The organism is Pseudoalteromonas piscicida, assembly GCF_000238315.3.
In the GTDB taxonomy this organism is placed as follows: domain Bacteria; phylum Pseudomonadota; class Gammaproteobacteria; order Enterobacterales; family Alteromonadaceae; genus Pseudoalteromonas; species Pseudoalteromonas piscicida.
Window position 1 is genome coordinate 1,498,982 of sequence record NZ_CP011924.1, and the last position, 22,544, is coordinate 1,521,525.

Here is a 22,544-nt window from a genome sequence, read left to right on the forward strand (position 1 = left end):
TAATTTTATTATTGCTCAATAGTAACCCAATTTTAGCGATAAAATCACAATTTTTTATTAGATTAGATAGATTTTCTATCGTGAAATGCTGTTCATCTGCGCCAAGCCTGTTAAGCTTTAGCAGTTTTAAGATACATAGTGTTAGGACAATGTCAGAAAATCAAAAAATGGGCCTAACGGCGCGCATTATGATAGGCATGGTGTTGGGTGTTGTATTAGGCCTCACTCTTCAAGCCATCCTAGGTAAGAATAAAGAAATACTCATTCCTTTAGGTCTTTTCGACCTCCCCATTAAAGGTTTTTTCGTTGACGGTTTATTCCACATAGGTGGGCAAATCTTCATTGCAAGCTTAAAAATGCTTGTTGTTCCTTTAGTGTTTATTTCCCTTGTATGTGGCACATGTAGCCTTAGTGACCCAAAGAAATTAGGCCGCTTGGGTGGTAAATCCATTGGTTTGTATCTCATTACAGCAGCAATCGCAATCACGGTTGCAATCACGCTCGCACTACTCATTGCACCGGGCGGTGGCGTTGAAATTCCAAGCAGCGCGTCATTTGACGCAAAGCAAGCGCCGACACTTGTGCAAGTCATAATCAACATGTTCCCGACCAACCCAATTGATGCGATGGCCAATGGTAACATGCTTCAAATCATCGTCTTTGCGCTGCTATTTGGTATTGCTATGGCACTAAGCGGAGACGCAGGTGCTCGCCTAGCATCTGTATTTGAAGATCTAAATACTGTAGTGCTTAAGCTATTGACCTTATTAATGAATGTCGCTCCATATGGTGTATTTTGTTTGATGGCCAAGTTGTTTACAACCATCGACATGGGTTTAATCGCCGAGCTCGGCAAATACTTCATGGTAGTACTAGCAGCGCTGCTAATTCATGCATTCATTAACTATTCAATCTTATTTAAGCTGTTAACAGGTTTGAGCCCAATCATCTTCCTGAAGAAAATGAAAGACGCGTGTATGTTTGCCTTTAGTACCTCAAGTTCAAGTGCGACTATGCCAGTAACACTAGAGACGGCGACTAAGAAGCTAGGTGCACATAACTCAGTTGCTTCTTTCACGATCCCTCTGGGTGCAACCATTAATATGGATGGCACAGCTATTATGCAAGGTGTTGCAACAGTCTTCATTGCTCAGGTATTTGGTGTAGACCTCACCATTAATGACTATCTCATGGTTATCTTGACTGCTACTCTTGCCTCTGTTGGTACGGCAGGTGTGCCTGGTGTTGGTTTGATCATGCTTGCAATGGTGCTTAACCAAGTTGGATTGCCAGTTGAAGGTATCGCGCTTATCATTGGTGTAGACAGACTACTAGATATGACAAGAACAGCCGTTAACGTCACTGGTGACTGTATGGTAACTTGTGCTGTCGCTAAGTCTGAAAACGAATTTGATATTGATGTTTTCAACGACCCTGATGCAGCAAAAGAACTAGAAGAAACCACTTCAAAAGCAAAAGCGTAAATATCAATAACGCAGCTAGTTATAATAGCTGCGTTATTTTCCTCAATAAGCTAACTCAATACTCTCTAGCGACATATCTGCTATCCATACCCTCTTCTTCATTGCCACTTTTTTCTAGGTACAGAATAGGGTTAAGCAGAAGATTGTCCGTGTCTAAGCATGTGAGTACTTTAGTTATAGCAGGATTTGGACATGGAGTTATCGGTAAGCCTCTCACCTCAAAGCTAGACCACTTATCTAAACATTTGCTCGGCTGAGTCCGGTTCGACAAATGCATTGTTGTGGATAAGAAAAAACCGCGCTATAAAGCGCGGCTTTCATTTTAATAAACGTTAACCTATTAGAATTGGTATGCAAACTTCACGTATGCTTGACGACCAAGGATACTGTGCGTTTTATTGTCAATGCCCATAGACTCTGAAGGAGCAAGCGGCGCTTCCTCATTTAACAAGTTAGACGCACCAAGCGTTACTGTCAGCTTTTCTACGCCAATATAACTGACGCTTGTATCAACGGTAGTCCATGAATCAATCTCATATTTATTGCCATCACTATCGGCAAGGTCTTTATACGAATCAACATAGTTTACGCTGATATTTGCAAGCCAATCATTCTTGGCCCAGTCCATGCCTGCGGTCCAACGGAACTGTGGATGCTGGTATTCTCCATTGAGATCTTCTGCAACATTGAATGTGTTACCTTGATCGTCACTTTCAAATGATTGCTCTTCAAAGTTAAGTGCGTAAGTTAAGTTATAATTGAACTTAAACTCACCCATTTCACGTGTAGTTAATGCGTAGGCTAAGTTAACATCGAAACCGTCTGTTTCACGACCACCAATATTAACAAAGGTGTCGTTAATAGTTAGAATACGACCAAGTGTGCTGCCCTGATTCGGCGCACGCACCACCAAATTAGGATCGGTACCACAACAATCAACTAACTTCTGTGCACCTATCTTCTTGATAAGATCTTCTTGATCATAGTTCCAGTAATCCACACCGATACTAAAGTCATCGGTCGCTTGCCACACAACACCTAAGTTGTAGTTTTCTGACTCTTCTGGTTGTAGATTTTTGTTACCAGACACAATCGCAGTGTATTCATACGGGCTACAATCATCATCAGCGCCAGTTTGGCGACAACGCTCGCGGTCTATCACGCTTGGAGATTCGTCTGTTCTACCTAGATGTAGCTGCACAAGAGAAGGTGCTCTAAATGCTGTTCCCCAAGAACCACGAACCACAAGGCTATCAAGTGGTGACCAACGGAATGCTACTTTTGGATCGGTTGTTGTCCCAAAGTCACTATAGTCTTCATAACGCAATGCTAATTGTAGCTCTAGCGTATCTAGCACTGGTACGCTAAATTCTGCGAATATCGCAGTGTTGTCGCGATCACCGTTCGCTTGCGTCGCTTCTGTACCAAAGATTTCGCCTCTGATGTATTGGCTATCTGGGTTATCTTCGATTTTCTCGTAGCGATGTTCGAAACCAAACGCTGCAGCAACGTAGCCTGCACCCAATTCAAACAGTTCACCTGAAATAGTACCGTCTAATGATTGCATGGTTGATGCACCATAACGTGTAGTCGTGGTCTCAAAAAACGCCAGACCTGCTTCTGTATTGGTGCTTGGTTCAAATGGGTTCCAAAGACCCTCATCAATCGCTTGCTGCGCTCTTAGCTTGTTAGGGAAACCATCAAAACCCTTTTCAACTGCACTTGAACGAATAGCAGAATATGCAACTTCCCAAGACCACGCATTCCACTCACCACGAGCACCAAGGACTGCGCGGTAGTATTCAGAATCAACATCTTTTTTACGGTTACCGATATCAACCGTACGACGACGCATTGAAATATCTACACCATGTAAGAAATGGTCTGGGTCGTTAAATAGTGGATGGTTTGGGTTATCACCATCCATAAACAGTTCTGTAAAGCTTGGACTACCTGCACCTTGAATGAAAGTTGTAGAATGCTGTGCCGAAAGTTCAGCAAAGCCTTCAATACCATCGGTGATCTCTTGTACACCGTTATAGTTAAAGCTAATACGTTCTGTCGAAGGAATTGCGGTCATGTGTGGCGCGTAGTCGTAGCGACAAATATCACCAATATCTAAAGCAGGATCGCATTTATCATTACCCCATACGTCCGTAAAGATAGTCTGTCTTACCTGAGTGCCATCGTCTTCAACACGAACAACGGGTAATCTCGCCCACTGCTCGTCTGTTAACATGCTTCTCATTACTTCAACACTACCAGGAACACCAGCAGAACTTAATGAGTTATTACCACCACGAAAACGCTGATCAGCAGATGCCGTATAGTCACGATCTGCATACGTTAAGTGACCGCGTTTAAAATAATCTAGTGAAAAATTATGGTGTCCATTTTGTGTTGATGAGCCCCAAAGAAGGGTAAAGTTTTGTTCTTCGGCACCACCATCTGCGGTGTCTGAGATTTTACCTGCAACTTCAAAACCGTCGATATCATCACGAAGAATGATGTTAATAACACCCGCTACTGCATCCGAACCATAAGTCGCAGAAGCGCCATCTTTTAGAATATCGATACGTTTAACCGATGACACCGGAATGGTATTTAAGTCCACAAATGATGTTTCGATATCTTTTGCAAATGGGCTAACCGCAACGCGGCGGCCATTGATTAATACAAGTGTCGATGATGCCCCTAACCCTCTTAGAGCAACACTAGATCCACCATTTGCAGTGTCATCGCTTGAGTTACCTTGCGTACTAAAAGTACCAGTACCCGATACCGGCAGCTTTTGCAACGCGCCAATAAGGTCCGTTGATCCCGTTGAAGCTAGATCAGCTGCTGATAAACTTTGGATTGGTGACGGGCCTTCTAAATCTGTTCTTTTAATGTGAGAACCGGTCACTTCAATACGTTCAACTTGCTTCGTTTCTTCAGCCTTAACTTGTTGATTCATGCCGATTAAAACGGCAATAGAGAGCGCACTGAGTGGTAATTTATAGGTCATCCTGTTTCCCCTTAAGTTGATAATTACACTGTAGTTTTTTTAATAATCCAGCCATTATTAGCATACCGAAGCAACTTTAACAATGCATTTATTTAACATTAAGTTTCCAATTTGGGTGTCTAATAGCAGAAATTCACGACGAATAGATATCGTTATTTGCCAGTGTGAATTATTGTCAAAAGAAGGATTAAAGGTGATAAGAGAGGGTTTTATCTGTAAGAAATGCAAGGGTAAAGTAACGTCCAACGAATTTAGTTAGTCTGAATAGCTCCGACTAAAGTCTATAGACGTTACTTTATATTATGATGGGCTAATTATAGTGCCAGCCAAGGTTGCACTGACTTCACATTAGCAGAGTCAGCAAAATGTGTATTGTCGTTTGACCACGTCTTCGGGACGCTGATTTGACAGACTTGCAACTCACACTTCATTGTAGCGTCGGTAACGGTTTGACTTCTGCCAAAGGTCACAATAACTCCCTGTTGCTCAGGCAGCAAAAATGACAGTAAGTTTTTAATAAAAAAGCCTGAGAGATCAGCCAGTAGCTCTTCAAATTCCTGTTGCATTTTATAAAGGTCAGCTTTGCTCAAAGATGTTGTGTTAAATAACTCAGCTTCAATCTGCATTTTTAGCTGGCAGTCCGAGTTTGCGCCCTTCGTTTCAATCACTACTTTTGCTTTGTCTTTGTCCAATTCTTTGTCAAATGGCAGCAAGAGCTGCGCTTCTTCTGTGTATGACAATGAGAAGCTCGCTTCCTCGGTCACAATATTACCCGTCGTGATTTTACAGGCTTGCATACTCACTGTATCAACAAGGTAAAAACCCACACGTGCAAACTCAAACTCGCCTTTACTTACCACTTTTAGTCTGTCGTAAAAGCTGTCGTATGCAAAGGTGACCGTTTTGGCAGAGGCTATCGCACTCCAAAGTGCCATTATCAGGACAACTACAATCTTACTCTTCATCAAAATACGCTCGGTTATGCCTTATCATATCGTTAAGTTCGTTCACGTAGTCTTCACCACGCTCTGAATAACTCAACAGACCACTTGTTAATACTGTCGCGTCAATCGGCGCTTTTTGAGCTCGCAGCTCTGCTCGTACCGAACGCAACTCCCTGTATGCATCATTGGTGTTAATATTTCTAAAGTATGACTTGACCGCGGCTCTTACCGACTGAAATGCTCTAACTTCGTGATCGGCCGCATCTTCTCGCCGCTTCGGCACCATGCCGCAGCCTTTGGTGTAACACCATTGGCCAAAAAAGTTTAACCCAATCCGTGCAAACCGTGACGTGCCCCAGGCAGATTCATTAGCAGCTTGCATCAGCGCCAGCTCTTTAGGAATAATATCCACTCGGCGCAGTGCTCTTTTGAGCGAAGATTCATTGATGGCTTCGCCTTTTAAATCATACTTGGTGAAAATCATCGCAATCTTTTCTATTTGTTTGCGTGTTAGCGTTTCATCAAATTGCACCATCATCAGAGCGATTTCAAGCGTTGCCCGCTGCTCTAAGATCTGTTTATTTTCGGCTTCTACGTGCGGTTTAATAAAGTCGAAAAACGCCGTTTTCTTTTCCTTAATGTCACGAATGGCTGAAAAATTAGGTAGCTTTACGCTATGGAGTGGCTTTTCCGGCACCTTAGGTACAACCTCTGCACCGGTATCCTCTTGATCTAAGGTAGAATCTTGAGGACCTTTATCTTGGATAAAAGGATAAATTAACGCCCAAATGGTCACTAGGGCAACAATGAGTTTAATCAGTTTAGCTTGCATACTTCTCCTCGCAGTGGCGTTGTTCTGGAAACGGAGTCTCTTTCCTTAAGTCTCTAAGAACTTTTCTCAAGCTCGCTCAATAACAGTTTTATTCTGTTACTATAGTTTGATAGAGCGTTGATAAATTGCGCCAAAATAACAGTATTCAAAAATAGCGGCTGATAATATCAAAAGCCACAATTAAACGCGAATTTTCGTTCAGTTATCGTACATAGTTTAGACGAGTTTGAGATATAAAGAAAAAGGAACAGAAGTATGACGTCTAACGCTTGGCAACAGCGTCTGCTATCGCAGCAAAAAAACCGCCCTAACGACAATCGCTCAGCATGGCAAATAGATCGTTCTAGGATCATACATGCCGCTGCTTTTAGGCGCTTGCAAGCCAAAACCCAAATTATGGCAATCGGCGTCAATGACTTTTACCGGACTCGCTTAACGCACTCTTTGGAAGTATCGCAAATAGGCAGCGGTTTACTGCGCCATTTAAGAAAACAACACCCCGAATTTGAACACTTTCCTTCGACAAGTCTTATTGAAACTTTGTGTCTAGCGCATGATATCGGCCATCCGCCTTTTGGCCATGGTGGAGAAATAGCGCTTAATTACCTTATGCGTGATCACGGAGGGTTTGAAGGAAACGCTCAAACCTTGCGTATCGTCACCAAGTTGGAACCATACACTAAAGGTTATGGCATGAACTTAACGCGCCGCACCTTATTAGGTTTTATTAAATATCCTGCATTAATCGACACACTTTGGTATCACCAACCGACGCAAACACAAACTCGAAAATACATATTATCTAGTGATTGGCTGCCTGCTAAAGGCATTTATCAATGCGACCAATCGGTATTTGATTGGATCCTCTCGCCATTTTCTCAAAACGACCAAATAAAGCTGCAAGAAACCGAGATAAAAGACACCTTCCGTCGCAAGACTAAGTTTAAATCGTTAGATTGCGCCATTATGGAATATGCCGATGATATCGCCTATGCAGTTCATGATTTAGAAGATGCGATAGCAACCGAGACCCTTAACGAGGCAGCATGGCATGATTTTGCGCGGCCTGAATTACAAAAGTTAGACTCATCTTGGCTAAAGCACAACTTACAACGCGTAAGCGAGAGTTTATTTTCAGAAGATGAATCTAATCGTAAAGATACCATAGGTGAACTCGTCAACCTGTTTATTGTGCACTGTAAACTCACCGTTCAAGACTCAGATTTTGACTCAGCCCTACTTCATTTTACCGTTGAGATGGCACCCGAATTTCAGGAAATCCTGCAAGTATTAAAAGTGTTCGTATATCGAAGATTAATTCGTGAACCTAAAATGCAGCAAATTGAGTTTAGCGGTCAAAACCTGCTTATTGATTTATTTGAAGTTTTTGCCAGTGATCCCATGCGATTATTGCCGTATACAACCCAAACATTGTACCAGCAAGCAACCGATGAAACGCAGCAAATGCGCGTGTTAGCGGACTATCTTGGTGGCATGTCTGATGAGTATGCACGAAAAACGCATCGACGCTTATTTACCGGGGAACTGTAAACTCTATTCGTAGAGCCAAGACTTAATCATGAAAAATTCGCATACATTGGCGATTAATTCATTCTTTAATTTTTCTTAAGCCTTTCTTAAGTATCGGCATATATGTTTTGCACGTAGCTTGATATTTTTCAGTTGGAGCATATATGCCAGCCAAAACCGTTGCGGTATTCGTGTTAGTCACTTCAATCACTCCTGCGTTTGCTGGTGACCCATTTAGCATCGACTCCCTTTGCAATAATAACGCTGAACATCGTAATAAAATGGCTCGACAGACGGATAAAGCAAGCCAAGAGAAAAACATCAATATTGAGTCTATCGAAATAAACTCAAACCCTATTTTTAACCCTGACGACCCAGAAACGACCTCTTTCCATGACTTCGTAAACTGGCTGCATATAGAAACCCGAAATGCAACTATCGCTTCTCAACTCCCTTTTCAGGCTGGTGACCTAGTCAGCGAGGCCGATATTTTAGAGGCTGAGCGGATCTTGCGTGCTAAAAAATACATCAGAGAGGCGAAAATCAACTACGCCAAGCCATGCAACAGTGCCGAGCCACAGAAAATATCAGTGCAAACGTGGGACACCTGGAGTTTGCTGCCCAGCGTAAACTTTGGCCGAAGTAGTGGAAACAATAAGTTAAGTTTGGGGTTTAAAGAGGAAAACTTGTTAGGGCATCCGTAAAATACAAATCTGACCATGAACGCTCCGGTTACCATAGCGTATTGCAAATGCCCTGCGCCATGGCAACCACATGCCATGATAACAGTGCAAGCAGATGATTATGATGACGGTCAAATATTTATGACTGACATTTATCAACCTTTCTATCAGCGCTCCAGCTCTTTGTTATATAGAGCTTATATTAATGCACAAGAGCAAACGACTTCTATCTATCATAACGGTCAAACAGAAAGTCAGTTTCGATATAATGGTACATCTGCGCAGTTTGCTTATGGCCGTTTATGGCAGCAAACCAATAGCACCACACTAAGGTGGATAGCCGGTGTCGATTACCAAGATGTAAGCTACGACGAGCAAAACTTAGCCACAAGAGATAACCTTAATGACTTCAAGCGGTTAGCGCCTTGGATTAGCCTTCAATATATCGAAGATAATTATATCGTGCTGCAGGATGTAGATTTAATCAATCACAGTGAAGATTTCAACCTCGGATGGTCACTTGCGGCCAAGGCAGGTATTGATACCGAAGCGGACGGAGTTGGCTCAATTTGGGAGTTTTCAGCCAACAAAGCATGGCTATTTAATGAGGATATCTTATACCGATTTAAAGCATCAACCAATGCCCAAATTGGCACGCAGCAAGGTGATAGAGTATGGTCTACTCTCGCTGCAAAGGTAAATTATCGCTGGACCGATAGTTTTGCTTTTTATGCTGATGTCATTGCTGCGTGGCAAAACAAGGAGTTTGCCGAGCGTCCTCTTGCTCTCGGTGGAGATGAAGGGATCCGTGGCTTCCCACAAAGCTATCAACAAGGTACGCAAACGGTCAAATCTTCATTCGAACTCCGCATGTACCCTAACATTAATATTTATCAGCTTATTGATTTAGGGTTCGTTGGCTTTGTTGATATGGGAAAAGCATCCGGGAAGATACAACATCCTAATATAAGCAATAACATGCTAGGCAGTGTAGGGCTCGGAGTTCGTTTATATTCCGCACGTTCAAGTAACGAAAACGTAGTGCATATAGACTTTACTAAACCATTAAGTAATTACCCTGAAGTTGACAGCTGGGAACTAGGTTTATCAGTTGAGACTCACTTTTAAATAGCGCCTCAAAGGGTCAATGTAAAGGTGATGGTGCTCCCTTCCAACGTAACAGTGAGTTCCGCGTCAATGGCTTCAGCAAAGGCCCTAGCAATAGGCAACCCCAAGCCAAAGCAGTCATTCGCGCTTCTCGATTGGTCGCTTTGCCATAGTGGTTCAAATAATTGTGCTAAATTCACACTTACGAGCTCGCCAGAAACCTGATTGCTCACTCGAACATTTATTCCATCCATCGCCCCTTTTTCAACAACAATAAGTGCTTTTGAACCCAGTACACGGTGACGCTTGGCATTTTTTAGTAAGTTACCAATTATACTCTCGACTGCCATTAAGTTGGTCTGAATTGGACATTCTGAGCGAGTTGTCTGAATCTCAACATTATCAAATGCTATCTCACCTATCGAGCGGTTGACGACTTGCAATACATCAACAACATCGTCTTTGGGTAGCTTTATCTGCTCGTATTTATGTAGCAACATCACATTGGTGACGATGCTTTTCATCCGCTGACTTATTCTTAATACTTCTGGCACAAAGTCATCCGCCAGTTCATTGTCTTCGGGAAAGCGTGAAATAACTTCCGCCAAATTAATGAGCTCCGTAATGGGCGTTTTTAATTCATGCGAAATATCTGAGGTTAAGCGCTTTTCTCGCAAGTACAGTTGTCTGTTTTCAACGATAAAACGGTTTAAGCTTTGCTCAACGGGTAATAGCTCAGAGACTGGCTTTTCTAATATTATGGTGTCTGAATCTTTAGAGAAATTTAGTTTGGCTATCTGAGCGTTCATGCTATTCAACGGCGCGAGACCAACATCGACCGTTTTACGCACAAAGACACGAATAAACACCACAACACATACGATAGTCACGATAAAAACGATATCGATGAGCCAAAGAATAAAGTCCAGTCCCTCCGACGAGGCCGCGTAGGCAATAACAAGCTCATCATCAAAAGATTTTTTTTCCCCTTTTAGGGTATGGATCTGCGGAATAAAACGGGTATATATGATCCGTCCCGCACGACCATCTGGCAGGGTTTCACTTACCACTTTACTTTCACCAAGTGATAGCGACAAATAGGGTAACTCGTGTTGCGAAAAAAGATCTAAGCTGTCAGAGCGTGCAAACACTCGGTCGTTCAACCAGATTTGATAATATTCAGGCTCGATATTACCTGTAAACTCAGGTAAAAACTCACCGGAAAAGTGTAGTTCTAGATGATCTTCATCTTCAGAGACTAGCGTCATCAGCATACCAACTTTTGTATGCATCGCTTTGTCGAATTGTGAGTCAATCCAAGAGTCAACAGCCAAATCTGTGGCGAGTAAAATGGCGACTACAACACCTGTGATGGTAATTGATAATGTTCTAACTAAGTTCCCTCGGATCGACTTCATGGTAGTTGCTCAACATAATATCCAAACCCGCGTTTAGTTTTAACTGGCAAGCATTGACCCAGCGCTTTGACCTTTTTGCGTAGCGAAGAAAGGTGAGCTTCGATGGCATTTTTCGACACACTATCGAAGTTGCCGGTAATATAAGTGCTCAATTTTTCTGGTGTAATAATCTTATTTTGATTAGTAAACAAACATTCCAAAATTTTATACTCATTGGGTGTTAAGTCTATCCGCAGCCCTGCAATTAACGCCGACTTTAGCTGCAAGTCAATGGTCAAGAAGCCATGCACGATTTCATCACCATCTTGTTTAAATGCCCCTCTTCTCATTAGCGTTAATAGCCGTGCATGCAGCTCATCAAACGAAAAGGGCTTGGCGAGATAGTCGTCTGCACCACTTAATAAACCCAGCACTCGGTCTTCAGGTTGTGACTTTGCTGACAACACCAACACTCGAGTGTCATTCTTCTGTTGTCTTAGCGCTTTAAGCACACTTATGCCATCCAAACTGGGCAACATAATATCTAAAATAATTACATCATAGTGATCCATCAGCGCCATACTCAAACCGCTAGAACCATCCGCCATATCATCTACCGTAAAGCCCAGTTTAGAGAGCCCTAAGGTTAAGCTGCGACGCAGGGACTCAGAATCTTCAATCAGTAATACATTCATAAATAAACCTTTGGCTAGTGCTTAATATCACATAGCTTAGTTGCTCAAACTTAAGATTCGCTAAAGAGAACTTCAACTTTCATTAATTCCGAAGGATTTCCTAAGCTTTTCTTAAGTTTCTTCGGATAGTCTTGTGATAAATGCAGCTATTCTTAACACTCTATGAACAAAGTACACTTTTCAACTCCTTATGCAAAACCCTTCATGGTGTTTTTTCTTTCCTTGTTGATGATTTTGACGCTTAGCCGTTTAGGACTATCAGCTTGGATGTTAGAGAGAATGGCAGGCTCTGATCCTTTGACCTTTGTGATATCAGGCCTGCGAGTTGATTTGAGCACTACCGCATATCTGGCGATACCGCTCTTATTATTAATGGTCGCGCACTATTTTATACCTAAACCACTGAAGCCTTTACTTACTGCGCTAGTAACGGGATATATTGCATTGAGTATTGCATTTGTCCTACTACTCGAAGCTGCAACTCCGGCATTTATTTTGCAATACGACATCAGACCAAATCGTTTATTTATTGAGTATTTGATTTACCCCAAAGAAGTCATTTCAATGCTGTTGAGTGGTCACTTGGGCACAGTGATATTCACCCTACTTTTATGTACTTTGGCTTTAATAACCACCTTGAGATATTTTCCTCGCATTGGCAACGATGTGCCATCAAAACGGAATATAGCTATCTCCACTTTTTGTAGTCTTATCTGTTTAGCGCTGTTAGCAAGAGGCACTCTGGGTCATAGACCGCTTAACCCTGCTACCGTCTACTTCTCACAAGATGCATTGGTTAATTCGCTGACCATCAACTCGGCTTATAGTGTTGCGTTCGCAGCAAAAAATATGGGTAGCGAAAAAAGTGCCAGTGCGCTTTATGGTTCGCTATCCAAAGAAAAGGTTTTTGATACAGTAAGAAAAGCAAGTTACAAACAAGGTTTTATCTCAAATACACTTCCTACCTTAGCCACTAATCCGGCATACCATCAGGGCAAAAAGAAAAATTTGGTAATTATCTTGGAAGAAAGCTTAGGCGCGCGTTTTGTAAGCTCGCTAGGAGGAGCAAATCTAACCCCAGAATTAGATAAACTGTATCAAGAAGGCTGGGGGCTGGAGAACCTCTATGCAACGGGCACCCGATCGGTTCGCGGAATTGAAGCCGTGATCACCGGCTTTGTACCCTCACCATCACGCTCCGTCGTTAAGCTTTCAAAGTCTCAGCAACAGTTTTGTACGTTGGCGGATATTTTAGCCAAAGAAAACTATACCACACAGTTTATTTATGGTGGCGAAAGCCACTTCGATAACATGAAAAGCTTCTTCTTAGGAAATGGCTTTCAACGTATCATTGACTTTGATGATATTGAAAACCCGGAATTTGTTGCGTCTTGGGGCGCCAGCGATGAAGATCTGTTTAATCAAGCGGATAAAGAACTAACTCAGCTGAGTGAAGAAGAAAAGCCATTTTTTAGTTTGATCTTTACATCTAGCAATCACGACCCGTTTGAAATTCCTGACGGGAAAGTAATGTTACCAACAAATCATAAAAGTGATAAACCTGCGCGAGATCTCGCTATCAAGTACGCCGACTATGCCCTCGGAAAGTTTATTGATAAGGCCAAGCGAAGTCGTTATTGGCAAGATACTATCTTTTTAGTCGTTGCAGATCATGATGTCAGGGTGTATGGATCCGAGCCCGTCCCTATTAAGTCTTTTCATATTCCAGCCGTTATTTTGAATTCAGACTTTAATCAAAAGCAAGATAAAAGATTGGTCAGTCAAATTGATTTACCTGTCACTTTGCTTTCTTTAATAGGGGTTGAACGCCCAACGCCTATGCTTGGTTTTGACTTAACCAAACAATATCCAGTGCAAAGAGCGATGATGCAATATTACGATAATTTTGCCTACATTGAAGATGACAAAGCCGCCATTTTGATGCCAGGCAACAGAGTGAGTTATTGGCAATATGACACGGCGACTAAGATGCAAAAACCACTGGTGAATACAACGCACACCGTTGATTTTAAAGAAAAAGCACTATCTCATGTATTATTTAGTAATTTGGCCTATCAGGAGCGAATTTATCGACTAAAAGAGTAAAGCATAAGGTTGTCTTAAGTATTTCTATAGAAAATAAAGATAACTTAGTTTTTATTTTCTCGTCAGGAGTTGGATATGTTTAAATTTTTAAAACATATCTCTCCATCAGGCTATACCAGCCTGATGGTTCTCGCCACACTTTATTGTACCTTTGCTTTTAATAGCCTATTTTTTATCAAAGTATTTAATGTTTCCACAATACAGGACTGGTCCGATTGGCTATTTTTAGCGTCTGTCCCTATTCTTTTGTTTTTCCTGACACTGTTACTATTTAGTTGGTTTTCTTTAATCACCTTCGTACGGCCTTTTTTATTTATCACCATTGTGCTATCCAGTATTTTGCTATACGCATCAATAAACTACGGCGTCATATTTGATAAAAGCATGATGCAAAACGTTATTGAAACAGACACGGGGGAAGCATTTTCATATTTAAATATAAACCTAGTTCTTTTCGTACTAACTTTGGGTTTAATTCCTGCTTATTTAATGACAAAAAACAAAATAAGGCAGCCACTCAAGCAAAGACTAAAATCCTTTATTCTCATTAACTTTGTTTCAATTACCTTCATCTCTTTGATAGCATTTAGCTTTTATCAAAACTATGCCTCCGTTGGTAGAAACAACAAAGAAGTCGCAAGCTATATCACGCCATTTTCATTTTATATTGCAGGATATAAATACCTGAGAGATAACTATTTTTATCCTCCATTACCATTTCGATTACTAGATAAAACACCTGCTTTAGCTTCCAAGTCAGGTGCGAATATTACCGTTGTTGTTGTTGGTGAAACTGCACGTGCAAGCAACTTTTCATATGGAGGCTATAAAATAGATACTAACGAATACACTAAACAGGACGGCATCAAATATTTCAGTAACATGTCATCTTGTGGCACAGCGACAGCAATTTCAGTACCCTGTATGTTTTCACGGCTAGATAGAGCAGGTTACAATAGCCGTCTTGCTCAGAGCCAAGATAACGTGCTTGATGTGATCCACAGAGCTGGCGCCGAAGTGTTTTGGATAGACAATAATAGTAGTTGTAAAGGTGTATGTAATCGGGTTGAGAATTATCGAATTGATACTAACAAGGATAACCCGCTGTGCGACGGTAAGTATTGCTTTGATGAGGTACTAATCCCATCACTCATGAATACCATAAACAACGCGCAAACAAGCAATATTGTTGTTGTCTTACATATGATTGGCTCGCATGGCCCAACTTATTATCGCCGTTACCCTAAAACACAGCAAAAATTCCTCCCAGATTGCCAACGCAGCGATATCCAAAATTGTACGCCTCAAGAATTAGTGAACACCTATGACAATACCATCGCTTATACAGATTTAGTGTTGCACAAAATCATTACACAACTGTCTTCGTTAGACGCAGAAACTGTCAACATGCTCTATGTTTCCGATCATGGCGAATCACTTGGTGAAACCGGATTATATTTACATGGCTTTCCATATCGTCTAGCGCCTAAAGAGTAAACTCAAATCCCGATGATTTACTGGAGTAATCGGCTAACAAATAAAAACTATAGTGGTTGCATTGACGCTGTAAAACAGCAACCCCTTTCTCATGACAATATCTACGATACGTTACTTGGCTTAACGCAAGTTAAGTCGAAAACCTATCAGTCCAAAAAAGACATATTCGCAACCTGTCGAACTCAATTACTCGCAACTAATGGAGAAACTAATGCATTTTGATAACACCAATAAGCCAACTGGAGCAAAACGACTATTGCTGGCGCTTGGACACTCATTTAGAGCGTTTAATTGGCTCACAAAAAATGAATCCGCCTTTCGGCAAGAGCTTATTCTATTGCTGGTAACCATCATTTTGCTATTTACACTTGAACTTTCACTCTATGAGCGCGTTATGTTGTTTTGTGCAACGCTGTTTGTGATGTTTGCAGAGATAGTGAATACCGCTATTGAAGCGACAATTGACAGAGCCGGTTTAGAGATCCATCCACTGTCGGGGCTTGCCAGGATTTGGGCTCGGCTGGCGTGTTGATCGCACTTATCGTTTTTATCTGTATCTGGGGCAGCTGTTTATATCAAAACCTCTACTAGCAAGTAATGGCCAATCAAGCTTATGTTTGGATGAGAGAAGCCAAACATAAGCTTTAGCGCTAACCCATTACTTCCTTCTACGTTTGGTTCTTGTTCCTAAAATCCGCTTTTTATCCCTTTGTTTTTTAGATTTTCCCGTATTGCGGCGATTATCTTTAGCTTCTCGTGTTAAATCAGGCTCATAGCCCGGCAGCCACTGTGGGGCAAAGCGCTCATCAAGAAAGATCTCGATTTCTTCTAATAACCACTGCTCATCAATACTCACAAGCGAAATGGCTTGGCCGTTTTGTCCAGCGCGACCACTACGGCCGATACGGTGCACATAGTCTTCAGCAACATAGGGTAACTCAGCATTGAAGACATAGTTTAGCGAGTCAATGTCAATGCCATGAGCTGCTACATCCGTTGCGACCAAGACGCGAATTTCACCTGATTTGAATTGAGATAGCGCTTTGTCACGCGCGCCTTGAGACTTATCACCGTGGATCGCTGCAGTTTTAAGTCCATCCTTATTCAATTCTTTTGCGTAGCTATCAGCACTATTCTTTGTGCGAGTAAACACCAGTACCTGATGCCAATTATTTTTGCCAATCAAGTGGGAGATCAATTCACGTTTGCGATCTTCGTCTACCGAATAGAAAGTTTGCGTAACTGTACTTGCGGTGCTGTTCTGGGATTCAACACCTACTCGCTTAGGGTCGTTCAACCAAGGCTTTACTTGGGATAACACAGCATCGTCAACCGTAGCTGAAAATAGCAACGTTTGACGCTTAAGCGGCATAGTACGCATGATCCGCTTAATTTCCCCCATAAACCCCATATCTAACATGCGATCAGCTTCATCGAAGACCAGGTGTTGAATATTTTTGAGTGTTAATGTGCCTTTGATTAGGTGATCAAGTAAACGCCCAGGTGTCGCCACCACTACGTCTACACCCGCTCTTAAGCGCTTTTCTTGCGGGCCAATATTTGCACCGCCATATAAGCACACGACATTTAAGCTGGTGTTCACTACTAACTTTTCAGTATGCTCTGCAACCTGTTGTGCCAGCTCACGAGTCGGCGTTAGTATCAATGCCCTAACCGATTTCTCACCTTGCGTGCCGCCCATCAGCATGGAGTGCAAAATCGGCAGCATGAAGGCAGCAGTCTTACCGGTTCCAGTTTGGGCACTTGCAATTAAATCAAAACCACTGAGCAGAAGTGGAATACTCTTTTCTTGGATTGGTGTTGGTGACTCAAACCCAAGCTCAGTAATTGCGCTTAGTAGTTCGGGGTGAAGTTGTAGCTCGCTAAATGTCATTGGAGATCAGTGTCTATTACCAAAATTGTGCGGATTATAGCAAATAATTATCTAAGCACTGTAATGTTCTAATACTGATTTTTATTTAGCCAGAACAACTTCTCAGATAAGATTAATCACGCTAACGCAAAATGCTCAAAAGTGATAAATAAGGAGATGTACATGTCACAAAAGCAATTGAAACTTTTAGCGGTGAGCCTAGGATTTCTCGCCATTGCGCCTTTATTTGGTTTACTTATTGCTGAACTTAGTGTTGCAGTATTAGATTGTCGGGTTGCAGAAAGTGGTCATTCTGATTGTGTTATCGGCGGTATCGATATTGGCATGCTACTGGCCATTTTATACACAGGTGGTTGGGTAAGTATGATTTCTATCCCTGTGGCAGGCTTGGCGGCTTTGGTCTGTTACGCAAAATACCGAAATGCAAACCTAAATAAAAACCAATAAAAAAGGGGCTAAATGCCCCTCTTCTCTTCACATCAATTTGATTAAATTGCTGCGTTTCTGAATTCTTTAACAAATTGCTTAACAGGCATATCATTACAACGTAAGTTGCGAACCTGTTGGTTGTTCAAACGTAAGTGATTAACGCCGTGACGTACTGCATCTAAACATAGCTCAGTTGCGGTATCTGTTTTTTCAGCGATTAGCTCAACTTTCTTTTCTTGCTTTTGCGAGCGCTTTGCCGCTTTTGCAAACTCACGAATATCTTCACCATTACAGTGGATGCTTGGTGAGAAGCGAGAAATAAATAGGCCTAGTGATGCAGCTTCTTTACGTGCTGCACTGAAACCTTGCTCTGCTGCAACAGCACATACTTTCGTCGCTGGTGATGCGTCAGCTTGAGTGAACTCAACCTGTGAAGCGAAAGCCGTTGTAGAAACCAAAGAAACAAGACCAAAGAAAGAGAGAGATTTAAGCATAATATACCCCAATTGAACGATTCGGCGCGGATTATAATTACAACGATGAATAAGTAAACAGCTAAATCATGCAATTTTGGTTATTTAATGATCTATTTACACTAAGCTAAAATCCTCGTTATCATCTCGCTAAACTTGTGCAAAATTTAACAACTGCCACCATGCTTCTCAGCTGACTAAATAAGTAATTTCACCCAAGCGCTGACCCTCTCGTTTTTAAGTGATAAACTTTGCCAAATAACAGCAAGAATCTAAAGAGCGCGCTATGAAAATTGTTTCGTTTAATATAAACGGCCTCAGAGCTAGACTGCATCAATTACAGGCATTGATTGAAAAACACCAACCTGATGTCATTGGACTGCAAGAAATTAAAGTCCATGACGAAGCTTTTCCTATCGACGATGTAGAAGCACTTGGCTACCATGTTTACTTCCATGGTCAAAAGGCGCATTACGGTGTGGCACTACTCTCCAAGAAACCTGCAAAAGCTATCCAAAAAGGCTTCGCTACGGATACTGAAGAGTCACAACGTCGCATGATCAGCGGTACGTTTGAAAGTGATTCAGGTAACGAAGTTACCGTTATGAATGGTTACTTCCCTCAAGGTGATAACATCAGCCATGAAACTAAATTTCCGTATAAAAGACAATTTTATGCAGATCTCATGACCCACTTGAATGATTTTGCCGATCCTCAATCTAACCTTGTTGTCATGGGCGATATTAATATTTCTCCACTGGATGCGGATATTGGTATTGGTGAGCAAAACCGCAAGCGTTGGTTAAAGACGGGTAAGTGCTCGTTCCAACCAGAAGAGCGCGAGTGGTTAAAAACACTGCTAGATTGGGGCTTTAAAGATACATTTAGAGTGCTGACACCTGATGCAACCGAAAAGTATTCGTGGTTTGACTACCGCTCAAAAGGGTTTGATGATAACCGTGGTCTACGCATAGATGTGGTTTTAGCAACCGCGCCATTAACTGCGAAATGTATCGAAAGTGACATAGATTACGAATTGAGAGGAATTGATAAGCCCTCAGATCACGCACCAATTTGGGCAACTTTCGACATTTAATCGTCTGCTTTTTCCGCCGAGACTGTGAATACAGTGCTCGGCATAGAGCAAAATCACCAAATTTAAAAACTGGATAGAAACGTGACGTTTATCGCTGCCCTTGGGTTATTTTTACTCAGTTTTCATCGCAAAGAATACCAGCAATTACTACAAGTACCAGCCAGACAAACCGGCGTATTAAGTTGTGCGGTTGTCCTCACGTTACTGTGGCAAATAAAGGCAGGTATTTTACCTGAACTGAACATTCATATTCTTGGAATAACCGCAGTAACGTTAATTTTAGGTTGGCGGCTGGGTGCGTTGAGTGCAACTTTGGCATGCCTCGTCCATAGTTACTTTAGTACTTTTACCTTGGTGGAGTTTGGTAATTTTTGGCTGTTTACTGCACTGTTCCCTGTCTACTTAAGCTATGGACTCTTTGCCCTTTGCTATCATCATTTACCGCGGCACTTTTTCGTTTATATTTTTGTTTGTGCATTTATTTTCGCAGGTACGGTTGGCTGTTTAAAGATACTTCTAAGCGCATTCTATTATTATGCAATCGATGCCTATACTTGGTATCAGTTAGCAGACAATTATCTCCATTTTGCCGTAATAATGTGGTTCCCTGAAGCCATGTTAAATGGCATGGCTATCACCTTACTCATTACATATCGCCCACATTGGGTAAAAACTTTTTTTGATAGGGAATACTTAGACAAATGATCTCCCACTACCGCTGTCCACTGTGTAAACTGCCATTATATCAAGGCGGTGCAAGCTACAGCTGCAATAATAATCATCAATTTGATATTGCCAAAGAAGGCTATGTCAACTTACTACCCGTGCAAAATAAAAAATCAAAACAGCCGGGCGACAACCAAGAAATGGTTGCGGCGCGTCGGGCATTCTTCGAAACCGATCATTATCACTTTCTACGTGATAGACTTGCACAAATCGTCTCTGAAAAAGCGCCGACTACCCTGCTGGACTTAGGATGTGGTGAAGGCTTTTACACCCATGAAATCGCAAATCGCTGCGAGAATGCCAAAGTCTACGGGGTCGATATCGCAAAGCCTGCTGTCCGTTATGCAGCTAAACGCTATCCTCAAGTAGAGTTTAGCGTAGCCTCCATCAAAGAGGCTCCTTTTGAAAATGAATTTGCAGATGTGATTGTGAGTATTTTTGCGCCAGTGTTCGCCGAGGAACTCGCTCGCCTGTGCAAACCATCAGGCAGTTTGTATGTCATCTCACCTGGTGAACACCATCTATTCGAACTCAAGTCTCTGATTTATGACAATGTAAAACTACACAAGGCACCAGAAACACCACAAGGGTTTGAATTGGTTGAACGGACTAAATTGCAACAAACACACAGAATGGAATTTGAGTGTGTTGAACACTTAATCATGATGACGCCATTTGCATGGAAATTTAAGCAACAACACATGGATAGATTACAAAAGATGGACCATATCGAAATCACGCTCTCGTTTTTGATAAACCAATATCAGCGCAAGTAACCCAACATCAGATCACCAATTATGAGCAAATCGCTGCCTACTTGCTTGGTAGGCAGGCAAACAGGAATTACAGATTTTCTTGCGTAAACGCTTTGTCCATTTTATCGAACATATCTTTTAGCAACCGCGCTAAATCTCTGTATCTAGGCTTTCTTGAAGACATGGGCGAATCATAGCCGTTGGCAACCATCTTCTGATGCAGTTCTGTATACCAAGAATACAAAGCCGGATTTAACGGCGTTTCAGCTCTTTTACCAAGCCATAATAACCCTTGGACAGGAAGCGATAAAAAGAATAAAGCAATCGCAATGGTTTGCGGAAAATATTGAAAACCCAATTGGCTGGTCTGCAAAAACAGAGTAAACACCGCCAGCATAGGCATTGTATTTAAAGCAAGTTCTGTCGCCTTGATCACCCTAAATTCAGGGAACAACGGTGCTAGCTCCTTGCGCATAGGCCACTCTTTCGAGTATTGACGTCCAAGTTGCACTTGCGAAATAAGACTTTTTTGCATCATAACTCCTAGGTGCTAACTTTTATATAAAAAATGAGGTAAAATCGACGTCTTTACTGTCAACTATACCTTAGTCTAAATGCGTAGCTTATATGCGCTATAGCTTTAAGCTTAATACGCAATAACTGTTATTGTCAAAACGGAAAGTCATTATGTCATCTCAGCATGTTTTGGTTCTTAATTGTGGAAGCTCCAGTCTTAAGTTTGCAATCATCGATAACGCAACGGGAGAGGAGATATTATCAGGTCTGGCTGAACGCCTAGCTGAACAATCACCACAAATTAAATATAAGTTCCAAGGCAACAAGGAAATCGTGCCCCTAAATAGTGGTGATGCGCACCAAGTTGCGATCACAACGCTTGTAAAACTTATCAAAGATCTCGCGTTAGACGCAAATCTTGTTGCTGTCGGCCACCGCGTGGTACACGGCGGTGAGCGCTTTACACAATCTGTCATTATCGATGACTCCGTTATAAATGCTATCCAAGAAACGGCTAGTCTGGCGCCTTTACATAATCCAGCTAACCTACTTGGGATCCGCGCAGCCCAAGCCGCATTCGCGCATCTACCGCAAATTGCTGTCTTTGATACGGCTTTCCATCAAAGTATGGATCAAACAGCTTACCTTTATGCCCTACCTTATTCACTATATCGTGAACATGGTGTTAGACGTTACGGTTTCCACGGCACCAGCCATGCTTATGTATCGGCGCAAGCCATCGAGATTTTAGGCTTAGAAGATAAGCCATCTCGTATTATTACCGCACACTTAGGCAATGGTTGTTCCGTTACCGCGATTAAAGACGGTAAATCGGTGGACACCAGCATGGGCTTAACACCATTAGAGGGGCTAGTGATGGGCACCCGAAGTGGTGATATTGATCCGGGCTTGTTCTCGTTTTTAGTTAATCACCTTAACTATTCAACACAGCAAATTGACACTTTGTTGAATAAACAAAGTGGCCTTTTAGGTATTAGTGAGCTTTCTAACGATTGCCGAACTATCGAAGAAGCTGCGCAGGAAAACCACCCTCAAGCAACACTGGCGCTTGATATTTTCTGTTATCGTTTAACCAAACAAATTGCTAGCTTCTTGGTACCACTAAACGGTTTAGATGCACTTGTATTCACTGGCGGAATTGGCGAAAACTCTGACGTTATCCGTGAAAAAGTAGTGAACCAACTTAACTTCCTTGGCATGCACATCAATAAAGAGCGTAACCTCAACGCACGCTTCGGTAACCAAGGGGTGATCACTGATGAGTCTCACTCCCCTGTCGCTATGGTCATCCCAACCAACGAAGAATGGGTGATTGCCAACGATGCAGCCACGCTTGCTAAAGGAGTGTAATG

The 22,544-nt window shown here is 42.0% G+C and carries 18 protein-coding genes and 2 pseudogenes; 12 read left to right on the top strand and 8 right to left on the bottom strand.

Annotated elements, in window-relative coordinates; all coding sequences use genetic code 11:
• The first annotated feature begins 149 nt into the window (after positions 1-149).
• Positions 150-1,484, top strand: a complete 1,335-nt coding sequence (locus tag PPIS_RS06875) for a dicarboxylate/amino acid:cation symporter (RefSeq protein WP_010373946.1) — start codon at positions 150-152, stop codon at positions 1,482-1,484.
• A gap of 340 nt (positions 1,485-1,824) precedes the next feature.
• On the opposite strand, the gene PPIS_RS06880 is transcribed toward PPIS_RS06875, so the two are convergent.
• The 3 genes from PPIS_RS06880 to PPIS_RS06890 form a co-directional block, all read right to left on the bottom strand.
• Positions 1,825-4,491 carry a TonB-dependent receptor plug domain-containing protein gene (locus PPIS_RS06880; protein ID WP_010373944.1) on the bottom strand — a complete coding sequence of 889 codons (2,667 nt, stop codon included), beginning with the start codon at positions 4,489-4,491 and terminating at the stop codon, positions 1,825-1,827.
• 314 nt (positions 4,492-4,805) lie between these two features.
• Positions 4,806-5,426 (bottom strand): DUF2987 domain-containing protein, encoded by a 621-nt coding sequence (locus tag PPIS_RS06885; RefSeq protein ID WP_248694161.1) that lies wholly within the window; start codon positions 5,424-5,426, stop codon positions 4,806-4,808.
• 19 nt (positions 5,427-5,445) lie between these two features.
• Positions 5,446-6,267, bottom strand: a complete 822-nt coding sequence (locus tag PPIS_RS06890; protein WP_010373940.1) for a glucosaminidase domain-containing protein — start codon at positions 6,265-6,267, stop codon at positions 5,446-5,448.
• Between the two features lie 255 nt (positions 6,268-6,522).
• Here PPIS_RS06890 and PPIS_RS06895 point away from each other — a divergent pair, with 255 nt between their 5' ends.
• The 3 genes from PPIS_RS06895 (at position 6,523) to PPIS_RS25325 (ending at position 9,608) form a co-directional block, all read left to right on the top strand.
• Positions 6,523-7,818, top strand: a complete 1,296-nt coding sequence (locus PPIS_RS06895; protein WP_010373938.1) for an anti-phage deoxyguanosine triphosphatase — start codon at positions 6,523-6,525, stop codon at positions 7,816-7,818.
• A 143-nt stretch (positions 7,819-7,961) separates the two neighbouring features.
• Entirely contained in the window at positions 7,962-8,501 is a 540-nt protein-coding gene (locus PPIS_RS25320) for a hypothetical protein (protein ID WP_019647388.1), read from the top strand.
• A 75-nt stretch (positions 8,502-8,576) separates the two neighbouring features.
• Positions 8,577-9,608 (top strand): ShlB/FhaC/HecB family protein, encoded by a 1,032-nt coding sequence (locus tag PPIS_RS25325; protein ID WP_019647389.1) that lies wholly within the window; start codon positions 8,577-8,579, stop codon positions 9,606-9,608.
• Positions 9,609-9,616: 8 nt separating this feature from the next.
• Here the strand turns inward: PPIS_RS25325 and PPIS_RS06905 are convergent, their stop codons facing one another.
• Positions 9,617-11,005 carry a histidine kinase dimerization/phospho-acceptor domain-containing protein gene (locus tag PPIS_RS06905; RefSeq protein WP_010373936.1) on the bottom strand — a complete coding sequence of 463 codons (1,389 nt, stop codon included), beginning with the start codon at positions 11,003-11,005 and terminating at the stop codon, positions 9,617-9,619.
• Complete coding sequence (locus tag PPIS_RS06910) at positions 11,002-11,679, bottom strand: response regulator transcription factor (RefSeq protein WP_010373934.1); 678 nt, start codon at positions 11,677-11,679, stop codon at positions 11,002-11,004. The genes PPIS_RS06905 and PPIS_RS06910 overlap by 4 nt, the downstream gene beginning before the upstream one ends.
• Before the next feature lie 204 nt (positions 11,680-11,883).
• Here PPIS_RS06910 and PPIS_RS06915 point away from each other — a divergent pair, with 204 nt between their 5' ends.
• The 3 genes and pseudogenes from PPIS_RS06915 to PPIS_RS06925 all read left to right on the top strand — a co-directional run bounded on the left by PPIS_RS06915 (position 11,884) and on the right by PPIS_RS06925 (position 15,873).
• Positions 11,884-13,785, top strand: a complete 1,902-nt coding sequence (locus tag PPIS_RS06915; protein ID WP_021032637.1) for an LTA synthase family protein — start codon at positions 11,884-11,886, stop codon at positions 13,783-13,785.
• Between the two features lie 75 nt (positions 13,786-13,860).
• Positions 13,861-15,504 (top strand): annotated as a pseudogene (locus PPIS_RS06920) (phosphoethanolamine transferase).
• A pseudogene (locus PPIS_RS06925) lies at positions 15,494-15,873 on the top strand (diacylglycerol kinase). The pseudogenes PPIS_RS06920 and PPIS_RS06925 overlap by 11 nt, the downstream one beginning before the upstream one ends.
• Positions 15,874-15,940: 67 nt before the next feature.
• Here PPIS_RS06925 and PPIS_RS06930 read toward each other — a convergent pair.
• Complete coding sequence (locus tag PPIS_RS06930) at positions 15,941-17,176, bottom strand: DEAD/DEAH box helicase (RefSeq protein ID WP_010373928.1); 1,236 nt, start codon at positions 17,174-17,176, stop codon at positions 15,941-15,943.
• Between the two features lie 162 nt (positions 17,177-17,338).
• Between PPIS_RS06930 and PPIS_RS06935 the strand changes: the two genes are divergently transcribed.
• Entirely contained in the window at positions 17,339-17,623 is a 285-nt protein-coding gene (locus PPIS_RS06935) for a hypothetical protein (protein WP_010373926.1), read from the top strand.
• A 41-nt stretch (positions 17,624-17,664) separates the two neighbouring features.
• Here PPIS_RS06935 and PPIS_RS06940 read toward each other — a convergent pair whose 3' ends face one another.
• Positions 17,665-18,099 carry a hypothetical protein gene (locus PPIS_RS06940; protein WP_010373924.1) on the bottom strand — a complete coding sequence of 145 codons (435 nt, stop codon included), beginning with the start codon at positions 18,097-18,099 and terminating at the stop codon, positions 17,665-17,667.
• A gap of 265 nt (positions 18,100-18,364) precedes the next feature.
• On the opposite strand from PPIS_RS06940, the gene xthA reads away from it, so the two are divergent.
• The 3 genes from xthA to rlmA all read left to right on the top strand — a co-directional run bounded on the left by xthA (position 18,365) and on the right by rlmA (position 20,676).
• Entirely contained in the window at positions 18,365-19,174 is an 810-nt protein-coding gene (xthA, locus tag PPIS_RS06945) for an exodeoxyribonuclease III (protein WP_010373922.1), read from the top strand.
• 81 nt (positions 19,175-19,255) lie between these two features.
• The gene (locus PPIS_RS06950) at positions 19,256-19,879 is read left to right on the top strand and encodes an energy-coupling factor ABC transporter permease (RefSeq protein ID WP_010373920.1); all 624 of its coding nucleotides are present in this window, start codon (positions 19,256-19,258) and stop codon (positions 19,877-19,879) included.
• Positions 19,876-20,676, top strand: a complete 801-nt coding sequence (rlmA, locus tag PPIS_RS06955) for a 23S rRNA (guanine(745)-N(1))-methyltransferase (protein ID WP_010373918.1) — start codon at positions 19,876-19,878, stop codon at positions 20,674-20,676. The genes PPIS_RS06950 and rlmA overlap by 4 nt, the downstream gene beginning before the upstream one ends.
• A 67-nt stretch (positions 20,677-20,743) precedes the next feature.
• On the opposite strand, the gene yfbV is transcribed toward rlmA, so the two are convergent.
• Positions 20,744-21,190: a terminus macrodomain insulation protein YfbV gene (yfbV, locus tag PPIS_RS06960; protein ID WP_010373916.1), complete on the bottom strand. Its 447-nt coding sequence runs from the start codon at positions 21,188-21,190 to the stop codon at positions 20,744-20,746.
• Positions 21,191-21,342: 152 nt separating this feature from the next.
• Between yfbV and PPIS_RS06965 the strand changes: the two genes are divergently transcribed.
• A complete protein-coding gene (locus PPIS_RS06965; RefSeq protein WP_010373913.1) occupies positions 21,343-22,542 on the top strand; it encodes an acetate kinase in 1,200 nt (399 codons plus the stop codon).
• Positions 22,543-22,544 lie beyond the last annotated feature (2 nt).